The organism is Sulfurimonas xiamenensis, from assembly GCF_009258045.1.
GTDB classification, from domain to species: Bacteria; Campylobacterota; Campylobacteria; order Campylobacterales; family Sulfurimonadaceae; genus Sulfurimonas; species Sulfurimonas xiamenensis.
In genome coordinates, this window is record NZ_CP041166.1 from 557,661 (window position 1) to 582,000 (window position 24,340).

A 24,340-nucleotide genomic window follows, 5' to 3' on the forward strand; every position below is an offset into this window, starting at 1 on the left:
TGTTTGTGGACGCGAATTATAGGGAAATAGAGCTTGTATGTCAAGTAAAAATTTAAAAAATATAAAAATTTTACATTTTTTTAGTTAAAATACATAAGAATGAATAATATTAGTTTAGAATACTCCTTCTTGATTTTACTGTTATTTCCGGCACTTTACTGTATATACAGATGCAAAGAGCATAAGAAACCAAACTATTTTGTGCATCTGCATTTTTTATCTGCAAAAAAGAGTTTTTTAAAGGTTGAACAGCTTTTGAAGATTTTTATATTTTTGTTGCTTTTTACTGCGCTTGCTTCTCCAATAGCTGTAGATAAAATAAATCCGCTCAACAGGCACGGAAAAGATATACTTTTGGCAATAGATGCAAGCGGTTCCATGAATGCATCAGGGTTTGATATGGAGGATGAAGTAAGCAGAGGGAAGCGGCTCTCAAGACTTGAGATTGCAAAGGTAATTGCTTCAGATTTTATATATAAAAGAGAGAGTGATAATGTTGGTGTTGTTGCATTTGGCGATTTTGCTTTTATCGCTTCTCCTATTACATATGAGAAAGAGATAGTTGTTGAAATGCTTAGTTATCTTTCACATGGCATGGCAGGACAAAACACGGCAATAGGCGATGCAATAGCGATGGGTGTGCGCGCATTTGAACACTCACGCGCAAAATCAAAGATCCTAATTCTTTTAACAGACGGAGAACATAACAGCGGTGAGATCTCTCCAAAAGAGGCTGCAAAACTAGCGCAGGATGCAGATATAAAGATACATACGATTGGCATGGGCAGCAAAGGTGAAGCCGATGAGGCGCTCTTGCAAAAGATAGCGAAGGAGAGCGGGGGAGTTTTCTTTAGTGCATACTCGGCAAAAGAGCTAAAGAGCATTTATGAAGAGATTGATGCAATGGAGTCTTCAAAGATAAAAAGCAGAGAGTATCTTCTAAAAGATTTTTATTACTGGGTGTTGCTTCTTTTTGCTTTAGGTATTTTGCTTTACCTACTTTATACAGAGGCAAAAAAATGACTCTTTTATATCCTCAATATCTGTGGCTTTTGCTTCTGATTTTGCCATTTTTTATGAAAAAAGATTTTAGAGAGTTTCGCATAACATTTTATGGATATATTTTAACATTTATGTTTATTGTGATAGCGCTTTCAAGACCGGTTATCGAACAAGAACCCATAGAATCCAAACAGATGCTAAGCGATATTATTATCGGCGTGGACCTCTCTTTTTCGATGCAGGGAGAAGATCTGAAACCTACAAGACTTCTCTATGCAAAAGAGAAGCTAAAAGAGATGGTTCAAGTAGAAGATAAAAGTCGTTTTGGGGTGTTGGGATTTACTACAAATGCGATAATACTCTCTCCAATGACCGAAGACAAAGAGCTTCTAATGCATCTATTTGGTTCTCTTGATGAGAAGTTTGTTATCACCAAAGGCAGCACTATTATCTCCGCATTGCAACTTGCTAGAAAAATGTCAAAAGCAAAAAAAATCACGGTTGTACTCTTTAGCGACGGAGGAGACGAGCTTAGTTATGAAGCCGAAGCAAATTTTGCAAAAGAGAATAATATGATTGTAAATATTTTTATGACCGCTTCCAAAATGGGTTCTACTCTTAAACTTGAAAACGGCGAACTTTTAAAAGATGAACTCGGAGATATTGTTATAAGCAGAGAAAACAGTATGATTCAAGAGATTTCAGATGCTACTAAGGGGGTCTATACAAAAGATCTGGACACGCTTCTTGATGCACTTGATGCACAAAAGAGTAAAGATAAAGAGAGTAAAACAACTATTATGAGAAATTTGGAGCTTTTTTATTACTTTATCGCATTGGCAATTGTCACTTTTTTAGTAAGTGTTACAACACTTAAGAAATTTATTGTGGCTTTTTTACTTCTCTTTGGGGTACATCTGAATGCAAGCCAAAATATGGAGTTTTTCAATAAGGCGACAGAGTTTTACAGAAGCGGCGAGTATGAAAAGGCATTGCAAAATTTTGAGGTTGTAAAATCGGGTGATAGTGAGACAAAATCCATTATTTTTTACAATATAGGGAATACACTTGTAAGACTTAAGCGGTTTGAAAAAGCAAGAGAGGCGTATATAAAATCTTTAACGCTTATGTACTCAAAAGAGGCGGATGAAAATTTGGAGTATATTCGAGATGTTGGCGAGAACAAAGAGATGAGCACAGGACAGCAGCAAGCAAAAAAAAGATCGGCTTTGGCAAAAAAAGAGCAGAGTAAGAAAAATAAAAAAGAGGGCGGCGGTTCCAATATGCAGGTGAGTGCGGCTGCAAGCAGCGGAGCTGATGATAGCGGAAAAGAGGTAAAATCCCAAAATACAATAAACTTGGCCCGCGGCAAAGCAAAGCTGAGTTCAAAACAGTATGAGCTTATAAACAAAAGGAGTGTAGATGAGAAAAAACCTTGGTAACATTTTTCTATTATTCTTTTTATTTTTTTATACAGAAGTTTTTGCTTCAACATATACATGGAGTGCAACAATAAGTAAGAAAACAGCTTATTTACATGAGCCTGTTTATATTAGATATGTTTGTACATTTAGTGATGCTTCAGAGCTTTACACCATAGATTTTAACCCTGCAAAAGAGTATGAAAAATATACGGTAAAAAATTTACGCCAGAGCGAAAGCATTATCGAAGGAAAAAGGGTAAACAGTTATGAGTTTGTAGTCTATCCTAAAGAGACGGGAGAGATTATCATTGAGTTTGATGCTCTTATGAAAAAGACGACAAAAGAGTCAATTGAAAATACCGTAATCGGCAGAGATAATGTTCAAAAAGAGGACTTTTTTGTAAAGAAGTTTAAACAAAAAAGTTTTAAAATTGATGTAAAAGAGACAAATAGCACCTTAGTGGGGGATTTTGCTCTAAAAGTGAAAACAAACAAACCTGAAGTCAAGGCTTATGAGCCTTATCATATGCAGATTATTATTGATGGAGTAGGCAATTTTGAAGCTATAAAACCAATCGAATTTACTATAGAGGGTGTTAAAATTTTTGCAGCAGAGCCTACGCAGAGACAAACACTGCATGAAGATGGTCTGCATGGAGAATGGAGTCAAAAATTTGCGTTTGTCTCAGAGAAAGATTTTATAATTCCAAAGATAGAGATTGAGTATTTTAATCTTAAAGAGCAGAAGATAAAGAGTCTGGCTGCTGATAATATAGAGATAAGTGTTGCAAAAGGATTTAGTAAAGAGGAGCTTCTTGACGAGGAAGAAAAAGAGAAATTTGTTTTTAATTACGACTATCTTTATTTCTCTCTCTTTTTTATTACAGGATTTTTTGTGGGGAAAATAAAAATAAAAAAAAGAGCTTTTAAAGAGAGTGAAGACAAGAGATTTTTACAAAAAATAGATGAAGCAAAATCAATGGATGAGTTGATGGTGCTTTTGGTTTTAAAAAACGCTAAAAAATATGAGAAGACTATTTCAGATATAGAAGCAAAAAAAATTGTTTCGTTAAGGAATGCAAAGAGGTTAATATTGGATTAAATCTTTTTTAAATAGAATTGTTTAAAATATGTAAACAAAGGAGCAAAAGTGAGATATTTATTTATAATCATTACATTTTTTTTCGCTTTGGCTTTTGCAGACAAAACAGTTGTTAAAACAGTTACTATAAATCAGATGTTCTATCCTGAAAAATCGTTTGTTCAGGTAAAAGAGATTGCTCTGCAGGAAGCAAAAAGTGCTGCTGCAAAAGAGATTTACGGTGAATTTTTAACTTCTGAGACTGTAATGTTTAACGGAAAGATTTTGGATGATGTTATACGAGAAGAATCAAGCGGCATTGTACGCATTAAAGGCGAACCGAAATTTAGAAACGGAGAAAAATTCGGTGATATTGTCGTAACCATTGAGGCTTTTGCTACGGATGAAGATTTGCAAAATATGGCTATGCAAAGAGAGAGTGAAGGGTTTAGCATAGATGGCATAGATGATAAAATTGCTCAGATAAAACAAGGTTTTTATGGCACATGGAAGGGTTTTATTATGAAAAGTGGAGGGAGCAGCAGTGATGTTATTGTAAAGATAACTAATTCCGGAAAAGCGACCATAAACTATATTGCTTCAAATTGCGGCGGAGATTTGATTGTTCAGCAAAAGAGTTCGACAATGATTAAGTTTCGTCAAAAGCTTAATTACGGGTGGCAAAGATGTACAGACAAGCTATTTGTAGTGCTAAAAAAAGTAAATGATACGCAGTCTCTCTTTATGCAGCTGGACGAGGAGGGGATAGAAGTTGCAAAAGGAACACTCTATAGAGAAGAGTAAATGAGAAGCTTTTTATATAGAATTTTTTTGCTATTTTTACTCTACTATCTAAGCGGATGTTCACTGGAGCCAAAACCAAAAGAGCAAGAAGAGCTTCCTTTATGGGTGAATAATCACTCTTTAACACAGGCAGTTGGCACAAGCGAAGTCAATTTTCAAGGGGTTTATACACAGCAAGCAGAAGCTCTTAATGAGGCAAAAAGTCAATTGGCGCATAATATACGCTCCTATATAACATCCTCTTTGGAGAGTGAATTAAAAGTAAATGGTACTGAGATTTCAAATAAATTTAGAGATAAAATCAGTGCTCTCTCTGAAGTGTTTTTGAGCGAATCATACCAAGTAGATGCATATTTTGATTCACAGCGAAAACTCTACATTTTAGTAGAGAGTTCAAAAGAAAGAATTGATAAAATAATCGGTAGAAATTCAAATACTAAAGAGGATAAAATCTCAATTCCTTCTTTGTCGACTCGTCCATTTAAAAAGGATGAGCTTATAAAAAGCAAGTGCTATTCAACAGAGATACTTCAAACAATCAATACAAAAAGTGCTCTTTTTCAAAATAAGCCTGTATGGTTTTTTAGGCCAAACCAAAACGGAGTATTTGGCTCTGTCGGAATTGCAGAAAAAAGTGAGGGAATGAATTTTTTAGAACAAAAAAAGGCCGCATCGGTTTTGGCAAAATCATCTCTTTTAAAAGATAAAAAAATGCAGATAGAATCAGAGCATGAACTCTTAAAAATAGTAGATGATGAGATATCTGGAGAAATATTTGAGTCATCAGCTGTTATTAGAAGCAAGGCTAAATCGATTTCTGTAGAGCAAAAAGATATCTGGCTTGATCCTAAAAGTTGTGAGTTATATATATGGATTGTAAGAAAAGATGAGATATAAAAATAATATGTTAAAAGTTTTAAATAGAGCGCTTTTTATTTTTGCTTCTGTGTTTTTTACAGGATGTGTGGCAAACTTGGCAAACTCCATAGGAGTGGATGTTGGCAGTTGTGCGCAAAGTTATGAAAAATTTGTTGCGGGTGAGTATAGATTGTCGGCAGAAATTGCGCTTGGGGATAAAGATGAAAAATCAAAGCTTGACGAGGCAAATCTTCTTTCTGCTCTTCAAGCCGGGAACAGTTACTTTTTTGCAAAAGAGTATAAAAATAGTCTTAAAATGCTTGATGCGTCTGAAGATATTATCAAATTTCATCATAAAAAGACACTCTCCGCAAATACAAGTGATTATATTGCAAGTCTTATGCTAAATGATATGGCAATAGATTATCATGCTTCCATTTCTGAAGCAGTGATGGTAAATACATATAAATCACTCGACTATATGGCTCTTAAAAAATTTGAGCAGGCGCGAGTGGAGCTCAACCGTGCTGTTGAGCGTCAGCGCCGTGCAAAAGAGACATATGCAGAGTTAATCGCCAAGCAAAAAGATGCTATAGCCGAGAAAAAGAGGGAACAGAGATCAGATGCATTTGATAAAACACTTAATAATCCACAGATAAAAAGTATAATTAGACAAAATTATTCCACTCTTGAGCAGTTTGAAGCATACCCCGATTTTATAAACCCTTTTACTACATATTTGGCAGGTCTCTTTTTTGCAATAGAGGGTGATTATGCAAAAGCATCCTCTCTTTTAAAAGAGGCTTACGGTATGTCACCTCATAATAAAACAGTAGAATCTGATTTTGAAATGGTTGAAAATGCACTTTTAGGGAAACTTCCTAAAGATAGATTTGTATGGATAATATATGAAAATGGTTTAGGTCCAATTAAAAAAGAGTTTAAAATAAATATTCCAATATTTTTAGCCTCAAATAAGCTTATCTACACCGGTATAGCACTGCCAAAATTGCAAAAACGACAACAAGCAACACAAAATATAGCTGTTTTTTCTCAAGGCAAATTACTTGATAAAACATCGGTTATTAGCGATATGAATCGTGTTATACAAACAGAGTTTAATTATATATATAATGATATTTTAACGCGTGCAATATTTTCTGCAATGCTTAAAACATATGCACAATATCAGGCGGGTGATGAGAATCCATACCTTGGATTGGCCACCGCAGTGTTTCAGCTTTTAACAAACCGTGCAGATATTAGAAGCTGGAATACTTTACCTAAAGATTTTCAAGTTGTAAAAGTTAAAATACCAGAGAGTAATAAGCTTTTGTTAAGAACAGGAGTTCATAATATAGATATAAATATTGATAAAGATGTAAAGCACTCTATTGTTTATGTTAGAATACCAAAAGCTATGTCAAAACCGAGTGTTAATGTTATAAATTTTTAAGGAGTATAGATGAGATTAGTTGGATTGATTGTTTTGATACTCTTCTCTATGACGGGGTGCAGTAAGTCACCCGAGCCGGAAGATTCAATTGTTAAAGTTATAAGCAGCTGCAGCAGTAGTGATATAATTATAAAAGATATTAAAGGTCGCAAGAGAGCTGACGGTTTTATGCAGGCTCAAGTGAGCGGTGAGAATAAATCAGGCACTTATCAAGTCCTTGAATACCGTATTGTTTGGTTTGATAAAGATGGCTTTAAGATAGAGAGTATACTCTCAAAATGGAACACGGTTCCGGCTTATGCCAAACAGCCGTTTTACATCAATGCAACATCACCGGATACAAAAGCGACTACATTTCGTTTATATATAAAAAAAGAGAAGGAAGTAATATGCGAAGAGCAATACGATGGACATTAATTTTAGCGGTTGTCGGAGTTATATTTGGCGGTTGTGAGACAAAAACTACAAATATAGATATTGAAAATGACAAAGGTGAAGCGGTAATGAGTCTTGATTATAGAGACTTTCAAGGGGCTGCTCAGGATATGATAGAGTCACTTCTTGCTTCGGGTGCTGTAGATAAAAAAGATGGCGAACGATATGTTTTGGTTATCTCACGCATTATTAATGATACGATGCAGCATATCGATACAGATCAGCTTATTAAAAAAATTCGTGTAGGACTTCTTCAAAGCGGCAAGGTTGTTGTAACAACGGCTGTGGGCGTAAGCGGTGCAGAAGACCCTATGTCTATGCAGACAAGAGAGGAGTTGAGAGGCAATGTGGAGTTTGACCAAAAAACAGTTGCCGGCAAAGGCGAAATGATTGCACCTGATTTAAGCCTTTCAGGGAAAATTCTTCAAAGAAATATCAGAGTGGACAGTAAAACTCAAAGAGTTGAGTACTATTTTCAACTCTCGCTTACGGATATTAAAACAGGTTTGGCGTTTTGGGAAGACGAGCGTATCGTTGCCAAAAGAGGCAGCAATAAATCTGTTGCATGGTAATATAAAGAGCAGTTTGCAGATAGTTCTGTCTGCTCTTTAATTTTTATATTTTTTCACACACTTTTTTATCAATCATTAACACCCTTTTGCTATACTCTGACGATAAAATATCAATTTATCAAATAAGGTTTGAAATAAATGATTTCTAAAATAGAGTTGATTAAAAAAGAGGTTTCTAAGGTAGTTGTCGGACAGGAGAAGATGATAGACTCTCTTCTTATTGCTCTTTTGTGTGAAGGGCATATTCTTATAGAGGGTGTTCCCGGACTTGCTAAAACTACAACCGTAAATGCGTTGGCACAAAGTCTGGGACTTAATTTTAAAAGAGCTCAGTTTACCCCCGATTTACTTCCTTCAGATATTTTGGGTGCTGAGATATATGATCCTCAAAACAACAGCTTCAAGATAAAAAAGGGTCCAATTTTCACAAACCTGCTTTTGGCTGATGAGATAAATCGTGCTCCGGCAAAAGTTCAGTCTGCATTATTGGAGGTAATGCAGGAGAAACAAGTAACTCTTGGTGATACTACATTTAAACTTGAACCGCCGTTTTTTGTTATGGCTACTCAAAACCCTGTTGAGCAGGAGGGAGTCTATCAGCTTCCAGAGGCCCAGCTTGATAGATTTATGCTTAAACTTGTTGTTGATTACAATACAAAAGAGCAGGAGTTAGAGATTGCAAGAAGAATATCAAGCGGCAACTTTGAAACAATAGAGAGCGTAATAACGCATGAGGATTTAAAGGAGCTAAAAAAAGCTGTAAAGAGTATACATATCGATGAGCAGGTAGAGGAGTATATGATTGAGCTTGTCAATGCTACAAGAAATCCTCATCTTTATGGACTTGATGAGATTAAAGACTATATACAGTTTGGAGCATCACCTCGTGTAAGCATCGATATGTTTAAGGCGGTAAAAGCGATGGCATTTATGAGAGGTAAGGATTTTGTAACGCCTGTGGATGTTGCCTATATCGCAAAAGAGCTTATGCGACACCGTATTGTGCTTACATATGAAGCCGAAGCAGAGGGCATTACAACTGATGAGATTATACAAAAAGTGCTTGAAACTGTAGCAATACCGTAGATTTGAGCATTACATTATGAGCAAATTAAAAAAAATATTGGTTCGCGCAAGACGCCAGGTCTTTAGCGAAATGGTCGGAAACAACCCTTCTGTTTTTCATGGTGAGGGATATGACTTTATCGAGCTTCGCGAATATATGCCCGGTGATGACATCCGCCATATTGACTGGAATATTACCGCTAAGATGCAAAAACCTTTTATCAAAATTTTTCGCGAAGAGAGAGAACTGAGTGTTGTAATAGTTTCTATTTTAAACGGCAGTGTTCACTTTGGTTCTAAGAAATTTAAACAGGAGATAATTGCTGAAGTAGCTGCTCTTTTAGGATTTTCAACGCTTAAAAATGGAGACCTGTTAAGCTCTTATATCTTTACCGACGAGATGATTTCGCATACAAAACCAAGTAAAAAGCTCTATCAGGTTCAAAAAAGTGTCGAAGAGATTTTAAATTTTAATGCGCTAAACAGAAGAGTTGATTTTAAATTTATTGCCGACACTCTTTATAAAAGATTAAAAAGAAAATCTCTTATTTTAATAATCGGTGACTACTTTGAGATACCCGATTTTAAGCTCTTAGCAAAAAAACATGAAGTTATTTCCGTTGTAGTTAGAGATAAGCTTGAAGAGCATCCTCCCGAAATGGGTTTTGCATCTTTGTTGGACCCAGAAAGCGGAGTGGTTTTAGAGGGTGACTTTAACTCTTCAAGTGTAAAAGCTTACAGTAAAAAGGTCGCATTGCATGATTATAAACTTTTTGAAACACTTAGAAAAAGCGGTATAAGGTTTACAAAAGTCTATACTGATTCAAGTGCAGCTGTAGCACTTCGCAGACTTTTTGAGGGACGATAGATGGAAAAATCACAAAGTTACGATATCCCGCTACATGATATAAAACCAATTGTTGAAGTAGAAGAGTACTCCTTTTACTATTTTTTAGGCATAACTTTTTTGATTCTTGTTTTACTACTTGCAGTTGGCTATTTTATCTATATCTGGTTAAAAAAACGCAAAGCTTTTAATATACGAAAAGAGCATTTTAAGATTTTAAATTCACTCGACTTGAATGATACAAAAAAGAGTGCTTACGCTATAACTTTTTACGGTGCAACATTTAAAAATGATACTCCCAGACATCAAGAGATGTATGAAAATATTGTTAATAGACTTACAGCGTATAAGTACAAAAAAGAGGTTGACGCATTTGAAGATGAAGTTATCGGTTATATAGAACTTTATAAGGAGATGATTGATGTTTGATGGAATCTATTTTGAATTTCCACAAATAGCATTTATAACTCTTTTTTTTATAGTATGCGCTCTGTTTTGCAAGATGAAATTGCCATCTATCTACTTTCCTCATACAGGCGAGTTTTTAAAAACTTCTGTTTCAGCATCAAAAACACTCTTGTTTTTAAAATGGCTTGGAGTTGTTATGATGATTTTAGCTCTCATGTCGCCTGTAAAAGATGAACCGTACGAACTTGAACCAAAAGAGGGATATGAGATGGCTTTGATTTTAGATGCTTCAGAATCAATGATGGCAAATGGATTTGATGCAGCTAATCCAAGATTGACAAGGTTTGATGTAGTAAAAAATATTGTGAGTGATTTTATATCTAAAAGAGAAAATGACAATATAGGTTTGGTTGTATTTGGGTCTTTTTCATTTATCGCTTCACCTCTTACATACGATGCAAATATTTTAAATAAAATTCTTTCGCAACTCAATATTGGGATGGCAGGAAAATATACTGCACTAAACACATCTCTTGCACAAGGCGTAAATCTTTTAAAGATGAGCAAATCAAAAACGAAAGTGGCTATTTTGCTCACAGATGGCCACAGCACGCCCCAGATTGATAAAATTCCATTTGATGTTGCACTGGATATGGTAAAAAAAGAGGGCGTTAAAGTTTATCCTATCGGAATAGGTATGCCACATGAATATAACAGAGATGTATTAATGCAAATAGCAAAAGAGAGTGGAGGAGTTGCTTTTGGAGCTTCAAATGCCGATGAGTTAAAAGAGGTGTATAAAACAATTGATGCTCTGGAAAAGTCTGAAATAAAAGGAGAGAGTTTTAGTTATATAAAATATTACTATCATTTTCCTCTTTTGATATCTTTTTTGTCTTTGATGCTCTATATATATCTTAGAAATAAAAGGGGGCATGCATGAGTTTTTTACATCCTGAATTTTTGTATTATATGCTGCCTCCGCTTTTTATTTTATTTGGATTTTTGCTTACGCAGAAAGAGGCTTATGCAAACTATTTTACTCAAGAGGTTATGGATAGACTGCGTGTAAGTACAAATACTTTAACGCTTAAAGCAAGAAATGCTCTTTTTTTGCTTATGGGGGTTTTTATAATTATAGCACTGGCAGAACCTGTTATAAAAGAGGGAACTGTTGAGGTAAAAGCCAAGAGCGCAGATATTATGATTGCCATAGATATATCAGACTCAATGCTTGCATCAGACATCTATCCAAACCGCCTTGAAGCTGCAAAACAGAAGGTGCTTACGCTTTTAGATGAAAAACTAAATGAGAGAATAGGAATAGTTGCTTTTGCAAAAAACTCCTATCTTGTCTCTCCTCTTAGTTTTGATGCAAGCGCCGTTGCTTTCTTGCTTCGCCAGCTTGATACATCTTCTATTACTGAAAAAGGAACAGATTTTTTATCTCTTTTGGATGTTGTAAGCAAAATACAAAAAGATCAAGATAAAAAGTATCTTCTTCTTTTAAGTGACGGAGGAGACAAGAGCGATTTTTCTGATGAAATAGAGTTGGCAAAGAAACACAATATTACTCTCTTTATTTTAGGTATTGCAACCAAAAAAGGTGCGCCTATAAAACTTCAAGATGGGACTTTTATAAAGTATAAAGGAGATATCATTATTTCAAAACTCAATGAGAAGATTGCAGATTTGGCTCTAAAAACGGGAGGTGTTTATATAGAGGGCACGACCTCTTCAAAAGATATAAAAACTATGTTTAAAGAGATAATAGATAAAAGCGATCAAAAAGAGCTAAAGAGTGAAGAAATTCAGAGATATACACCGCTCTTTTACTACCCTTTAGGTATGTCACTTATTCTTTTGCTTATTGCTATAAGCTCTATAGGTGCAAGAGAAAAGAGTAGTGTGGCATCAGTTTTTATACTTTTTTCTCTTTTTCTTTTTAACACTCAGCATGCGCAAGCCGCAATTTTGGATTTTATGGAGTTAAGAAAAGCGAAAGAGGCGTATAAAGTTCAAAAGTATGAGGAAGCCGCAGAAATTTATAAAGAGTATGCACAAAATACGCAAAATTCGGAGAGTTATTTTAATGCAGGAAATGCTTTTTATAAACAAGGAAAGTATAAAGAAGCGATAGAGGCGTATGAAAAAGCGGTTTTTGATGATGAAAACAAAAAGGCAGGAAATCTTTCAAATTTGGGAAACGCTTATGCTAAAGAAGCAAATCAGGAGAGTTTGCAAAAAGCTGTAGAAGCGTATGAAAAATCACTAAAAATCAAAGAGGACAAAGAAACGAGAGAAAATTTGCAAGAGGTAAAAAAGATTTTAGAAGAACAAAAGAGTAACTCAAAAAATGGGGATGAAGAGCAAGAACAGCAAGAAGAGGGTGCTCAAGAAGATGAAAATGGAGATAAAGAAGGTTACAAAGAGGACAAAGATGGAGATATAAAAGGCTTTAAGAAAGATGAAAAGGGTGATAAAGAGCAAGAAAAAAGTAAAGAAGAGAATTCACAAAGCAAAGAGTCCAAAGAGAAAAATTCCGGTGATATGAAGAGTAAAAAAGAAAAAGAACAAGATAGCAGATCTGATAATAACCAAACAGATCAAAAGAGTAAAAAAGAGAAGGTTGAGAAGTTAGAAAAAGAGGATGAAAACACTTCTCAGAGTCAATCTGTTACGGCGCAAAAGGTTGATAAAGAGAGTATGAGTGATGAGGAAGAGAAAAAATGGATTGAGCAGTTATGTACTCATAATAGTACCTATTTATATAAATTAAATAGTGAAAAGCCAAAAAGCAGCAGTTTAGATGAAAAACCTTGGTAATAACTGATTAAAAGGAAAAAAATTGAATACTATTTTAAAATTACTATTTTTATTATTTGTTTCTTCACATGGAGTTTATGCTGAAGTTATCGCTAAAGTTGATTCTAAAACAGTAGAATTAGGAGAGATGGTTACATACTCCTTAAACATCTCCGGAGAAGAGATTACAAGACCGAATATAAAAAGATTGTGTGATAGTGATGTAATCTCTACAAGTTCTCAAACAAGTATGCAGATTATTAATGGAAATATTAGCAAAAACTATGTTTTAAGCTATAAATTTGTACCGCAAAAGAGCTGTACAATAGAACCTGTTGAAGTTGAAGTTGATGGTAAGATAGAATCAAGTAATTCTCTTGAGATAAAGGTCGTTCCTGTCAGCGGGACAAAAGATTTGGATTTTGTTTTAAAGCTACAGAGCGATAAAAAAGAACTTTTTGTAGGTGAGACATTTGATATGACACTCACTTTTAAGCAAAGGAAAAATGCAGAAGCAGTTGACAGTAAATTTACCTCACCGGAATTAAAAGGTTTTTGGGTTAAAAATGAATCAAAGCCGCAAAAATATGAAGATGGAAAATATATCATAACGGAAATAGTCTATACAATGGCACCGCAAAGAGCTGGTGAATTAAAAATCACAAAAGCTCAAATGCAGGTGGCTTCAAGAAGTTCCAAAGTAGACAGCTGGGGCAGTTGGATTCCTTCGATAAAGTGGAAAACCTATTTTTCCAATGAGTTAAGCTTTGATGTAAAACCGCTTCCAAAAGATATAAATTTAGTTGGTGATTTTAGCATAAGTGCAACTGTTGATAAAACAGAAATTGAAGCCAATGAAGCTGTAAATTGTATCGTAGAAGTTTTGGGCAGCGGAAATTTAGAAGATATAGAAAGTTTTAAACCTGAGATTCAAGGAGTTGCTGTTTTTGAGGAAAAGGGTGCTATCGAGGGAGACAAATTAACACAAAAATTAGTTTTCGTTGCTGAGAAAGAGTTTAGTGTTCCTGAATTTACTTTAAAATATTTTAATCCTAAAACAAAAGAGATAAAAACTGTTTCTACAAAAGAGATACCGATACATGTAAAAAATGCCAAATCTGAAGAAGTGCTCAATATAAAAAGACAAGAGAGTAGAAGTGATGCGCAAGAGAGTATAAAAATTACACAAATAGACAGTAGCATTTTAGTGATTATATTTGTATTTGGGCTGGTATGTGGAGTCTTGATTATGATTTTTAAAGAGAAGATAAATTTTAAAAAAGAGCACAAAATTTCCATAAAAGATCCTAAAAATCTTTTGGTAAAACTTCTAGAGTTTAAGCATGATCCACAAGTTGAAGAGATAATAGATATTTTAGAGAAAAATATCTATCAGAATCAAAATATAGAGATAGATAAAAAAAGTGTAACTGAGGTTTTAAAAAAATATAAAATAAATTAATCTAAAATATCATGAAGTCTATTTCCGGCTTCAATATTTTTATGCACTTTATACCACTCTTCATTTTCAATATACCCTTTTAGAAGCTTTAACTCATCTTCAAAGAGAGTGATTGCTTCAAGCAGATTTGCTCTATTTTGTCTAAAGATGTCTTCCCACATATTTGGAGAGCTCTTTGCTAAACGGCTCATAGAGCGAAACCCACCGGCTGCAAGTGCTAAAATATTATGTTTGTTTTCTTGATGCATAACCGTATTCGCAAGAGAGTAGGAGATAGCATGAGGCATATGAGAGATAAAAGCTGCATGACGGTCATGCTCTTTTGCAGACATAAAATATTTTTTCATCTCAAGAGCTTTAAATATTTTTTTTGCGATTTTTACTTGAAAATCTCCGCTGTTTTCAATATCGCATAAAACTACAACATTGTCTTTATATAAATTATCAATTGCAGCTTTTGGTCCATAACTTTCAGTTCCTGTCATTGGATGTGCAGCAACAAAATTTTTCCGTATCTTTGGCGGAACAGATGAAATTATTTTGGATTTTGTGCTGCCTAGATCTATAATAGTTGCACTCTCTTTTACCTCTGTTAAATTTTTAAGTGCCGAGATTATTCCATCTACCGGAATTGCTAAAAAAATAACATCGTAATTTTTAATTTCACTAAACTCTATAACATTATCAACCAAACCAAGCTCTACTGCCTCTTGCTGGTGAATTTTATTATGATCACTACCGACAATATTATTGATAAAATCTAATTTTTTTAAACTTATGGCAAGTGAACCTCCCATAAGACCTAACCCAATTATTGCTACATTCATATCAGTTCTTTTTTTTTATTTTTTAAATTATACAAAGTTTACTTAATATTAACCTCATAAAAGGTAAAATCTCCTTCTATTTTATAATTATGGAAATTAAATGAGAATATTTTTAGCAACATTGTTAACTTTACTGGCAGTAAATTTATATGCATACACAGTAAAATCTGTAAAATATGAGGGTATGGTACATATGTCAGAATCTGTAGCATCAAGAATGCTTAAGTTTGAAATAGGTGATAATGTTGATGATAAAATGATTGATGAATCTATAAAAAGTTATTTTAAACAGGGATATTTTGAAGATATATGGGTTGATTTAGACGAAGATGGCATTTTAACTTTTCATTTTAAAGAGAAGCCGCTTATATCAAAAATAGAATTAAAAGGGTGGAAAGAGAATGACACTGAAATTAGAGACAGTATCATTCAGATAAAAGTAGGTGCACTGTATGATGAGAAAAAACTTGAAGCTGCAAAAAAAAGAATTATAGAGGCGATTAATCAAGAGGGAAAAATTGACAGTGTTGTAGAAATTTTAAAAGAGCGTTTGGATAATGGCAGCATGCATATTACCTTTTTGGTAAATGAGGGTGCGGAAATAGTTATTAAAGAGTTGGCTTATAGCGGTGTATCTGGCTTGGAAACTGAAAATTTTGATGAGATTATTGCAAATAAACAACGCGAATTTATGGGTTGGCTTTGGGGACGAAATGATGGTAAGATGAAAGTGGAAGACTTAGCTTATGATCCTTTAAGAATACGCGATATTTATATGCAGCATGGCTATTTAGATATTGATGTCAATGAACCGTTTGTAAAAGTAAATTTTGATAATTATACGGCAGATATGAGTTATCAGATAAAAGAGGGTGAAATTTATACAATTAGTGCTATTACAATTGAGCAGCAAGAGCATGTAATTGATGATACATTAATAAAAGAGCAGATTCAATTGGAAGTAGGCAAAGCATTTAATGTTCAAACATTTAGGGATGATTCACAAAGAATAAAAACTTTGATTGCGGATTTAAGCTATGCATTTGTACAAGTTGTACCGGACCTAAAAAAGGATAAAGAGAATAAAACAGTTGAGGTAGTGATTAAAGTAATACCAGGGGATAAAGTTAAAATTAGAAATGTCATTATTTCAGGAAACAATAGAACTTTAGACAGAATTATAAGAAGAGAACTCTATCTAGGGCCGGGTGATATGTACTCTCTAACAGATTTAACAGATTCAAGAAATGCTCTTGGCAGACTTGGTTTTTTTGATGGGAATACCATTGAAGAGAAGAGAGTAGACAATAAAAATATAGACTTGATTGTTAAAGTAAAAGAAGCGCCAACGGGTAATATCCAATTAGGCGGCGGTTACGGAAGTTATGGCGGAATTCTTATAAGTGTTGCTGTTGATGATAGAAATATATGGGGTTCAGGAATAAATGTAGGTGTTAAAGCTGAGCGTTCTGAGCTAACATCAAATTACTCATTTAATATATCAAACCCACGATTAAATGATAGTGATTTCAGTGGTAATTTTTCTATTTATACATCAGATTATGAATATGATGACTATATTGTTATGTCTGATGGTTTGACTTTAGGAACAGGGCATAGATTTACTAGATTTGTCAGCGGATATATAGGTTATGGATATTCAAACAATAGTTATGACATTGATGAAAATTCTACATATTATAATGACCCCTATTATGAAAATTATGGGAAAAGCTCAATCACACTAAGTGTAAAATTTGATAATACAGATGATTTTTATCTTCCTAGAAAAGGTTTTACTTTTAGCCAAAGTTTTGAAAATGCCGGAATTGGTTCAGATGCTAAATTTTTTAAGAGTGGAACTAGCTTTGGTGCATATAAAGGATTTGAAGAGTATCTTGGGTTTGATCTCATTGCCAGATATAAAGCAAAATTAAATTATGTTAAAGAGATGGGCTATCTGCCAATTGCAGAGAGATTCTATCTAGGTGGTATAGGGAGTGTCAGGGGATATGAATCATATTCATTGGCTCCGACTATAGAAGATTTAGATGAAGAAGACGGTGTTAGAAGAGTAGGCGGTGAGTATAGTGCCACAAACAGCTTAGAATTCAGCTTTCCACTTGTTCCTAAGGCAAAAATGCGTTTAGTGACATATCTTGATTGGGGATACATAGGAACTACAGAAGATAGCAGAGATGATTATTTGGTGAAAAATATATCTCGTGGCGGAGTTGGAGCAGGACTTGAGTGGTTTTCTCCTGTCGGACCTATTCAGCTGATGTTTTCAAAACCTTTAGGAGAGGAAGAGGGAGATAAAACAGCGGCCTTTGAATTTACTATGGGACAAAGATTTTAACTGTTAATTTTCAGTAAGAATTTTAACGGTTAAGTTATTTAAATTTTCTAGTTTGCTTATATTTTCTTTAGCTAAATATAAACTATTTTTAGATTTTATATTTAGTACATTCTCTTCAAAGCTTATTGTAAAATCAATATTTCTTGGCTGGTGAGACAGTAGAGCAACACTTAATGAGAGAAGATAGCTAAGAGCATTGAGTTGTTGGGTTTCTGGAAGAAGATCTCTGAATTTATCTATATGTGAAGATGATGGAAGTTTTCTTTTTGCATATTTTGCCAGGGTTGCAATAAGAATTATCTGTTTATGTGTAAAACCGAATTCTAAAGCATCTTTGATAAGATTATAGCTATGTTTATTATGAGAATAGTAGTGAAGACTGTTTCCGCTTAAACAAAGTTTTGCAGCTATTGCTAGTTCATAGCGATATTGTTTGTCTATATTTAAATATTCATAGGTTAAATCAAATATTTTTTTTGCAACACTGCTTATTTGATTTGAATAGGCTTTATTGTCTATATGTAAATCAATTATATAGCTTACGGATGTGTTGTAGTTGGCGGGAAATTTATTTTTTGATGTTCTAAGCAAATCAGATAAAAACACACCCTCTCTAACTCCTACACCACTACTGATTAAAGTGTTAATATTTAATTTTTTGAAAACTCTAAGCAGTATCATGGCTCCTGGTTTTATAACATCAACTCTATTTGCTTTAATACCAAGCTTTTTCAGTTCATCTTCATTTGCAACTAAAATTTTTTTCAAAAATTCTATAAACTCATTATAGTCAGGTTCAAAAGCGTGAAGTTTTTTAAGAGGGTAACTGCTGCTGTTTAATATCGCATTGGATATAGCTCTAAATGAGCCGCCGATGCCAATAATAGAAGATACATTAATATTGTCTAATTGTGTCAATTGTGAATCAATGTATTTTTTTGCACCGTCTATATCATTTGTATCAAAGTAGAGCTCTTTTAATCTTACTGTTCCTAAATTAAGAGATATATTTAATTTAATATCTTGTTTGTTAATAAGTGAAAATTCGGTTGAACCGCCACCGATATCAATGCTTAGAGCATTTTTTTGTTCCGGTAAAAGATTTGCGCATGCAACTGCTCCAAGATAAGCTTCTCTTTGGCCATCTATAATTTTAATATTTAAGCCAAGAGAGTGTTTTATTCTATTTACAAAATCTTTTTGATTTGGAGCGTCTCTTAGTGCAGAAGTGGCTATACAAAGAGTTTTTCTGGCTTTAAAGGATTTGATTATTGATAAAAAGTTCTCTAATGCGTCAAAAGCTCTCTGCATGGGAATATCTTGAAGATTCCCACTGTTTTGATAAGTCTCTTCAGAGATTCTTACTCTGCTTTTTGCTTCATGCAAAATATGAAATGCAAATCGAGAAGTTTTTTCATAGATAATCATTCTAACTGAGTTGGAACCGATGTCTATGACTGCTACTCTTTTTGCCATCTAACTTTTCTACTCTTCGTTTAGTAATTGTTTATATTTAAATTGAAGCTCTGCAATAGATTCAACATTGTCTTTATCAGGTACAATGCAATCTACCGGGCAAACTGATACACATGCAGGTTCATCATAAACACCGACACACTCTATGCAGCGATCAGGATCGATAAAATAGATAGGATCTCCCTCTTCAATAGCTGAAGTAGGGCACTCTTCACGACATGCATCACAAGCAATACACTCATCATTTATTATTAAAGCCATTAAAATACCTTATAGTTATAATCCAATTTAAATATATTATTTTAATATATTTTTATGTGCTCGATTTATAGCAGAATAAAGCTTTATTGTTTTTTAAATTTGACTATTTCCTAATTTGCGGGCAGAATACATGAAAGTTTTGAATTTAGATTTAAGCTAGCTACAGTTCCTGTAATTCCGTCTGTTCTATTTTTGATGCTTATTTTTGCACTTAATGCATCTGCTGCACTTTTTGCCAAAAAAAGACCTAGTCCAACTCCAGGTTTATTTCCTTCTCTTTTAAAAGGGGCAAAAAGATCTGAGCTTTCATCTATGCCGCATCCTTCATCAATTACTTCAATCAATAATCCGTAGTTGTTTTGTGAACTTCTTAAAGTTACACTTTTGTCTTTTGGCGTAAATTTAAGTGCATTTTGTAAAAAATTTTGTATTATTTGATTTAGCAAACTTACTTGAAGAACTGCCATATAGCCACATGGTTCGAGATGAATATGCAGTTTTTTGCCTTCATTCTCAGCTAAAAGTTTAAAATCATCTGCTTTTTGAGTTAAAATTTTTATTACATCAACTTCTTGAGGTTTTTCTAGCTGAGCTCCCTCTTGTCTGCCTATATTAAGTATGTTTGTAACTATAAAGTTCATCTCATCTATTGTTTTGTTCGTTACTTTAAGAGCATCAATGTACTCTTCGGGAGAGCGTTTTTTTATAAGAGTTACCTGATTCTTTAGTTTTATAACTGCAAGCGGTGTTTTTAGTTCATGAGCAGTTCCGATAAAGAGCTCTTTTTGGTACTTAACAAAGTTTTGTATTCTTTTAATTAAATGATTGATTGTAATACCAAGAGGCTCAAACTCCTCCGGTAATTCTTCTACTTTTATTGGACGCATAAGATGCTCATTCATATTTGAGAGCTTATTGCTTAGAGTTTTAACAGGCATTACAAGCATTTTTGATAATCCAATTGCATAAATAATAACAAGTAAAAATCCGGCGATATTTATAACAAAAAGGTAGTTGAGTATTTTTTTTAAAAGTATTTTTGTAGCTGTTATCTCTTTTGTTATTTTTAAATAACTCAATTCATCCAAATTAAAAGGGTATATAAGTGTTAAATATATTTCATTATTTTTAGTTGTTTCATACATTTCAATATCCAGATGCGTTACATCAAGATATATTATTTCAACATTTAATCCCAGATACATTTCAGGCGAGGGTGCTTCTGAGCCATAAATAGACTCATTTTGTGCAATGTTTTTTGCATAGTTTAAAAGTTCTTGATGTTTCTCTTCAAAAATAGATCTTTCGATGTAAAAATATAAAATAGAAGAAAATATAAATATTAATGAAGCAGAGGCAAATATTAGTTGGATTAAAAAGCTTTGTCTAATACTTCTTTTTGAAAACATTTTTTTACCTATAAAAACAAAAGTTTATAATTATAGCCTATATAATTTGCCATTTTGAGTATTTTAGCTGTAAAAAGGGGTATTTCCCTTTTTACATATTAAAAATTTAATTTATCTCTTTAGGGAAGCAAAAACGATAACCGCGGCGACGAACAGTTTCAATTGTGGTTATATTTAATGGTTTGTCCATTTTTTGTCTAATTTGGTTTATAGCAACTTCAATTACATTTGGAGTAACAAGTTCCGGTTCTTCCCAAATTGCGTCTAATAGCTGTTCTTTAGATACAATCTGATCACGGTGACGCGCTAAATGCGTAAGAACTTCAAAAGGTTTGCCTTTTAGTTCTATCTCTTGCTCTTTATAAGTAATTTTTTCCTCTTCCGGATTAATGATTAAATCTTCAATTTCAATGATATTACTGCCACCGAAACGAAGACGCGCATCAAGGCGAGCAACTAAAACATCAAAATCAAACGGTTTTCTAATGTAATCATCAGCACCGCTTCTTAGAGCTTCTATTTCACTTTCGTTATCATCTCTCGCCGATAGAACAACTACAACAGTCTTTGGAGTTTTAGTTTTTATATCACCGATAATGTCAACACTGTTTCCATCAGGAAGCATCCAGTCCATTAGTACTAAATCGTAGTTTCGAATATCTAAGTAGTACTCGCCATCTTTAAGAGTCTCTACTACATCGCTTTGATAACCAAATTCTTTAAGTCCTTCAGCAAGCATTTTGTTTAATGTGACTTCATCTTCTATAATTAGAATGCGCATAAATTTGTCCTATGAATGAATATTTTGGCGGAATGATATCATAATTTTAGGTTAATTTAAAGTAGTTTTTAATTTTTTTTTAATAAAACTTTAACTTATAATTAAGATTGGGATTTGCAATAATTGCTTACACTTACCTTGCAGTCGGGTAAAATCGATGGTTTTGTTATCTTTAAATTGATGCTTTTTATCGCTTTGTATTCTTTAATTAACTTTAAATTTAGACTCTCTAGAGCATCTTCTATAAGAAAAAACTCACTTTTTATCATTGTTTTTTTGATAATTTCAACAACATCGGCATAATTTATAAAATTATTTTTATAGTTATACTCAATAGTAAGATTGATAATTACATCTTGAGGAGTTGTTCTTTCAAAATCTAAAATTCCAATAATGCATTGAAATTTCAGATCTTCTATATGAATTGTCATACTACTCTTTTTTCTTCACCTTTTAAAAGACGAATAATATTTGGAATATGTTTATAAAAAAGTATAAATCCTATAATAATAACCGGAGCATGTGCCATATCTGGATGAATTATAAAGCTGGCAATTATCAGTGCGCCAAGAGCAGTAAGAGAAGAGAGAGAAGATATTTTAATAAATTTTGCTCCAAATGCCCAAACTATAAGTGCCACAATGGCTTCAAGAGGAAGCATAAACATCATAACTCCCAATCCTGTTGCAACTCCTTTCCCGCCTTCAAAATTCAGGTAGGGACTAAAACAGTGCCCGATAACAGATAAAACAGCGATACCCCACAATGTTGCTTCACTTACTCCTGCAAAATATGCAATTATTAAAATGAAAACACCTTTTAACGCATCGAGTGCCAGTGTTGCAATGCCTAGTTTTTTTGCCAAAGAGGGATCTTTTTCTTTGACAACTCTTAAAACATTTGTTGCACCTATACTACCCGATCCGCTACTCTTCACATCTAAGTCCGCATATTTTTTAGCTAAGAGCAAACCAAAAGGAATTCCGCCTATTAAATAGGCTGCAATAAAAAACTGAGCATTTGTGTTAAATAAAAAATCCATCTATACCCTTGTAAAAATTTGTAGTATTTTACTCTGTATATCATTACAAGCATATAAAAAATATACGACAAATATTATTTTTTGATATAATGACAACTATTTATTTGAAGAAGGAATTTTTTTTGCAACTTACAACTGAACAATTAAAAGAGAAGATAAAAGAGTATAAAAAAAGATTGAATGTAACTATTGTCGCACATTTTTATCAAAGAGACGAAGTTTTTGAGATAGCTGATATCACAGGCGATTCTCTCGAACTTGCAATTAAAACTAGAGATGATGATTCTGAGTTTGTTCTTTTTTGCGGTGTCGGATTTATGGGGCAGAGTGTAAAAGTTTTATCGCCAAACAAAAGAGTAGTTATGCCAAAAGCTGCATGTTGCGCAATGGCAACAATGATTGATGGCATGCAGTTTGATGCATCTGTAAAGGTTCTGAATGATGCAGGTATACCTAATGAAAATATTTTGCCTATCACTTATATAAATTCAAATGCCGATGTAAAAGCAAAAGTTGGCGAAATGGGTGGTATGGTTTGTACAAGTTCCAATGCAAAGAAAATTATTACAACAGCCCTTAAGGAGGGTAAAAAGATACTTTTTGTTCCAGACAGATGTTTGGGTCAAAATATAGCAAATCAGATGGGACTTAAATCATGTGTAATCGGTGATGGAACCAATCCTGCAGATGCCGATATTATTTGCTATAACGGTTTTTGTTCTGTCCATCAGCTTTTTACAATGGACGATATTAACTTTTATCGTAAAAAATATCCGGGCATACTTATAGCTGTTCATCCGGAATGTGACCCTGAAATATGTAATGCTGCCGACTTTGTAGGATCTACCTCTCAGCTTATAAACTATATCAAAAAGCTTCCCGAAGATCAAAAGGTTGCAGTTGGAACTGAATTTAACTTAGTTAATCGTCTGCGTCCAAAAAATACTTTCGTACTATCTTCTACAAAACCGGAGTGTCCAACTATGAATGAAACAACACTAAAAGATGTATATGATGTACTTAAATCTATTGATGAGGGTGAGCCTCTTAATGAGATAGAAGTGGATGAAAAAACACAAAAATGGGCAAAAATAGCTTTAGAACGGATGTTAGCATTATGATAGAAGAGTTTGTAAAAGCCTCGTTAGATCAAGATGTTGGTCGTGGTGATCTGTATGCTTTAGTTGAGCCTAGTGTTAAAGCAAGTGCCAGAATTATCGCAAAGAGTGACGGAGTCGCAGCGGGTGTTGAGTATATAAATGTCTTGGCAGAGTTGGAGAATTTTGAAATTACATGGAATGTAAATGACGGTGAAAGCTTTTTAAAAGGCGATGTTTTAGCAAATATCAGCGGGACTTCGCATGTGCTTTTAAAAATAGAGAGAACTCTTTTAAATATACTGCTTCATGCAAGTTCAATAGCAACTTTGACTAAAAAGTATGCAGATTTTTTAGAACCTTACGGTGTTAAGCTTTTAGATACAAGAAAAACAAGACCGCTGCTTAGAATTTTTGAGAAATATGCGACAAGATGCGGAGGAGCAGTAAATCATCGCATGGGCTTGGATGATTCGTTAATGATAAAAGACACTCATTTAAAAACTATAGAGAATCTTAAAATTTATATAGAAAAAGCAAGAAAAAAGATTCCTTTTACTTCAAAAATAGAGGTAGAGGCAGAGAACTTTGAAACCGCAAAGGAGGCTTTTGAAGCCGGAGCTGATATAGTGATGTGCGATAATATGTCTCCGGAGCAGATTCAAGAAATTATTGCGTATAGAGATGAAAATTTTCCACATGTACTTTTGGAAGCAAGCGGAAATATTTCACTTGAAACTATTGAATCTTACGCAAAAACCGGCATAGATGCAATTAGCAGCGGTTCGCTTATTCATCAGGCAAACTGGATAGATCTGTCTATGAAAATGGATTAGCTGTTATTGGAGAAGTTTTAAATTATATTTACA

Annotated in this window: 24 protein-coding genes; 17 read left to right on the forward strand and 7 right to left on the reverse strand. The window is 33.7% G+C overall.

Features of this window, described 5'->3' with window-relative positions:
- Nucleotides 1–99: 99 nt before the first annotated feature.
- The 14 genes from FJR47_RS02960 (at nucleotide 100) to FJR47_RS03025 (ending at nucleotide 14,219) form a co-directional block, all read left to right on the forward strand.
- A complete protein-coding gene (locus FJR47_RS02960; protein WP_152298983.1) occupies nucleotides 100–1,023 on the forward strand; it encodes a VWA domain-containing protein in 924 nt (307 codons plus the stop codon).
- Nucleotides 1,020–2,444 (forward strand): VWA domain-containing protein, encoded by a 1,425-nt coding sequence (locus tag FJR47_RS02965; protein WP_152298984.1) that lies wholly within the window; start codon nucleotides 1,020–1,022, stop codon nucleotides 2,442–2,444. Before FJR47_RS02960 ends, FJR47_RS02965 begins: the two co-directional genes overlap by 4 nt.
- Nucleotides 2,425–3,528, forward strand: coding sequence for a BatD family protein (locus FJR47_RS02970; protein WP_152298985.1), 1,104 nt, complete (start codon nucleotides 2,425–2,427; stop codon nucleotides 3,526–3,528). The genes FJR47_RS02965 and FJR47_RS02970 overlap by 20 nt, the downstream gene beginning before the upstream one ends.
- A gap of 48 nt (nucleotides 3,529–3,576) precedes the next feature.
- Nucleotides 3,577–4,311 carry a hypothetical protein gene (locus tag FJR47_RS02975; protein ID WP_152298986.1) on the forward strand — a complete coding sequence of 245 codons (735 nt, stop codon included), beginning with the start codon at nucleotides 3,577–3,579 and terminating at the stop codon, nucleotides 4,309–4,311.
- Nucleotides 4,312–5,208, forward strand: a complete 897-nt coding sequence (locus FJR47_RS02980; protein ID WP_152298987.1) for a hypothetical protein — start codon at nucleotides 4,312–4,314, stop codon at nucleotides 5,206–5,208.
- On the forward strand, nucleotides 5,198–6,625 hold the full coding sequence (locus FJR47_RS02985; RefSeq protein WP_152298988.1) for a COG3014 family protein: 1,428 nt from the start codon (nucleotides 5,198–5,200) through the stop codon (nucleotides 6,623–6,625). Before FJR47_RS02980 ends, FJR47_RS02985 begins: the two co-directional genes overlap by 11 nt.
- Nucleotides 6,626–6,634: 9 nt before the next feature.
- Nucleotides 6,635–7,042, forward strand: a complete 408-nt coding sequence (locus FJR47_RS02990) for a YcfL family putative periplasmic lipoprotein (RefSeq protein WP_152298989.1) — start codon at nucleotides 6,635–6,637, stop codon at nucleotides 7,040–7,042.
- On the forward strand, nucleotides 7,015–7,632 hold the full coding sequence (gene lpoB, locus FJR47_RS02995) for a penicillin-binding protein activator LpoB (RefSeq protein ID WP_152298990.1): 618 nt from the start codon (nucleotides 7,015–7,017) through the stop codon (nucleotides 7,630–7,632). The genes FJR47_RS02990 and lpoB overlap by 28 nt, the downstream gene beginning before the upstream one ends.
- A 138-nt stretch (nucleotides 7,633–7,770) precedes the next feature.
- Nucleotides 7,771–8,718, forward strand: a complete 948-nt coding sequence (locus FJR47_RS03000) for an AAA family ATPase (RefSeq protein ID WP_152298991.1) — start codon at nucleotides 7,771–7,773, stop codon at nucleotides 8,716–8,718.
- A 16-nt stretch (nucleotides 8,719–8,734) separates the two neighbouring features.
- On the forward strand, nucleotides 8,735–9,565 hold the full coding sequence (locus FJR47_RS03005; RefSeq protein WP_188093744.1) for a DUF58 domain-containing protein: 831 nt from the start codon (nucleotides 8,735–8,737) through the stop codon (nucleotides 9,563–9,565).
- Nucleotides 9,566–9,973, forward strand: a complete 408-nt coding sequence (locus FJR47_RS03010; RefSeq protein ID WP_152298992.1) for a hypothetical protein — start codon at nucleotides 9,566–9,568, stop codon at nucleotides 9,971–9,973.
- Entirely contained in the window at nucleotides 9,966–10,895 is a 930-nt protein-coding gene (locus FJR47_RS03015; protein ID WP_152298993.1) for a VWA domain-containing protein, read from the forward strand. Before FJR47_RS03010 ends, FJR47_RS03015 begins: the two co-directional genes overlap by 8 nt.
- Entirely contained in the window at nucleotides 10,892–12,778 is a 1,887-nt protein-coding gene (locus tag FJR47_RS03020; RefSeq protein ID WP_152298994.1) for a VWA domain-containing protein, read from the forward strand. Before FJR47_RS03015 ends, FJR47_RS03020 begins: the two co-directional genes overlap by 4 nt.
- Before the next feature lie 22 nt (nucleotides 12,779–12,800).
- A complete protein-coding gene (locus tag FJR47_RS03025) occupies nucleotides 12,801–14,219 on the forward strand; it encodes a BatD family protein (RefSeq protein WP_152298995.1) in 1,419 nt (472 codons plus the stop codon).
- Here the strand turns inward: FJR47_RS03025 and FJR47_RS03030 are convergent.
- Nucleotides 14,216–15,046 carry a prephenate dehydrogenase gene (locus tag FJR47_RS03030; RefSeq protein ID WP_152298996.1) on the reverse strand — a complete coding sequence of 277 codons (831 nt, stop codon included), beginning with the start codon at nucleotides 15,044–15,046 and terminating at the stop codon, nucleotides 14,216–14,218. The genes FJR47_RS03025 and FJR47_RS03030 overlap by 4 nt on opposite strands.
- Nucleotides 15,047–15,146: 100 nt before the next feature.
- Here FJR47_RS03030 and bamA point away from each other — a divergent pair, with 100 nt between their 5' ends.
- Nucleotides 15,147–17,405 carry an outer membrane protein assembly factor BamA gene (gene bamA / locus FJR47_RS03035; RefSeq protein WP_152298997.1) on the forward strand — a complete coding sequence of 753 codons (2,259 nt, stop codon included), beginning with the start codon at nucleotides 15,147–15,149 and terminating at the stop codon, nucleotides 17,403–17,405.
- Nucleotides 17,406–17,408: 3 nt separating this feature from the next.
- Here bamA and FJR47_RS03040 read toward each other — a convergent pair whose 3' ends face one another.
- The 6 genes from FJR47_RS03040 to plsY all read right to left on the reverse strand — a co-directional run bounded on the left by FJR47_RS03040 (nucleotide 17,409) and on the right by plsY (nucleotide 22,374).
- A complete protein-coding gene (locus tag FJR47_RS03040) occupies nucleotides 17,409–18,881 on the reverse strand; it encodes a Ppx/GppA phosphatase family protein (protein WP_152298998.1) in 1,473 nt (490 codons plus the stop codon).
- A gap of 9 nt (nucleotides 18,882–18,890) precedes the next feature.
- Nucleotides 18,891–19,142: a YfhL family 4Fe-4S dicluster ferredoxin gene (locus tag FJR47_RS03045; RefSeq protein WP_152298999.1), complete on the reverse strand. Its 252-nt coding sequence runs from the start codon at nucleotides 19,140–19,142 to the stop codon at nucleotides 18,891–18,893.
- 110 nt (nucleotides 19,143–19,252) lie between these two features.
- Entirely contained in the window at nucleotides 19,253–20,551 is a 1,299-nt protein-coding gene (locus tag FJR47_RS03050; protein WP_152299000.1) for a sensor histidine kinase, read from the reverse strand.
- Between the two features lie 106 nt (nucleotides 20,552–20,657).
- On the reverse strand, nucleotides 20,658–21,332 hold the full coding sequence (gene hsrA, locus FJR47_RS03055; protein ID WP_152299001.1) for a homeostatic response regulator transcription factor HsrA: 675 nt from the start codon (nucleotides 21,330–21,332) through the stop codon (nucleotides 20,658–20,660).
- A gap of 101 nt (nucleotides 21,333–21,433) precedes the next feature.
- Nucleotides 21,434–21,763, reverse strand: coding sequence for a dihydroneopterin aldolase (locus FJR47_RS03060; RefSeq protein WP_152299002.1), 330 nt, complete (start codon nucleotides 21,761–21,763; stop codon nucleotides 21,434–21,436).
- The gene (gene plsY / locus FJR47_RS03065; RefSeq protein ID WP_152299003.1) at nucleotides 21,760–22,374 is read right to left on the reverse strand and encodes a glycerol-3-phosphate 1-O-acyltransferase PlsY; all 615 of its coding nucleotides are present in this window, start codon (nucleotides 22,372–22,374) and stop codon (nucleotides 21,760–21,762) included. The genes FJR47_RS03060 and plsY overlap by 4 nt, the downstream gene beginning before the upstream one ends.
- An 89-nt stretch (nucleotides 22,375–22,463) precedes the next feature.
- Between plsY and nadA the strand changes: the two genes are divergently transcribed.
- On the forward strand, nucleotides 22,464–23,495 hold the full coding sequence (gene nadA / locus FJR47_RS03070) for a quinolinate synthase NadA (protein WP_188093745.1): 1,032 nt from the start codon (nucleotides 22,464–22,466) through the stop codon (nucleotides 23,493–23,495).
- Nucleotides 23,492–24,307, forward strand: a complete 816-nt coding sequence (gene nadC / locus FJR47_RS03075; protein ID WP_152300267.1) for a carboxylating nicotinate-nucleotide diphosphorylase — start codon at nucleotides 23,492–23,494, stop codon at nucleotides 24,305–24,307. Before nadA ends, nadC begins: the two co-directional genes overlap by 4 nt.
- Nucleotides 24,308–24,340: the final 33 nt, after the last annotated feature.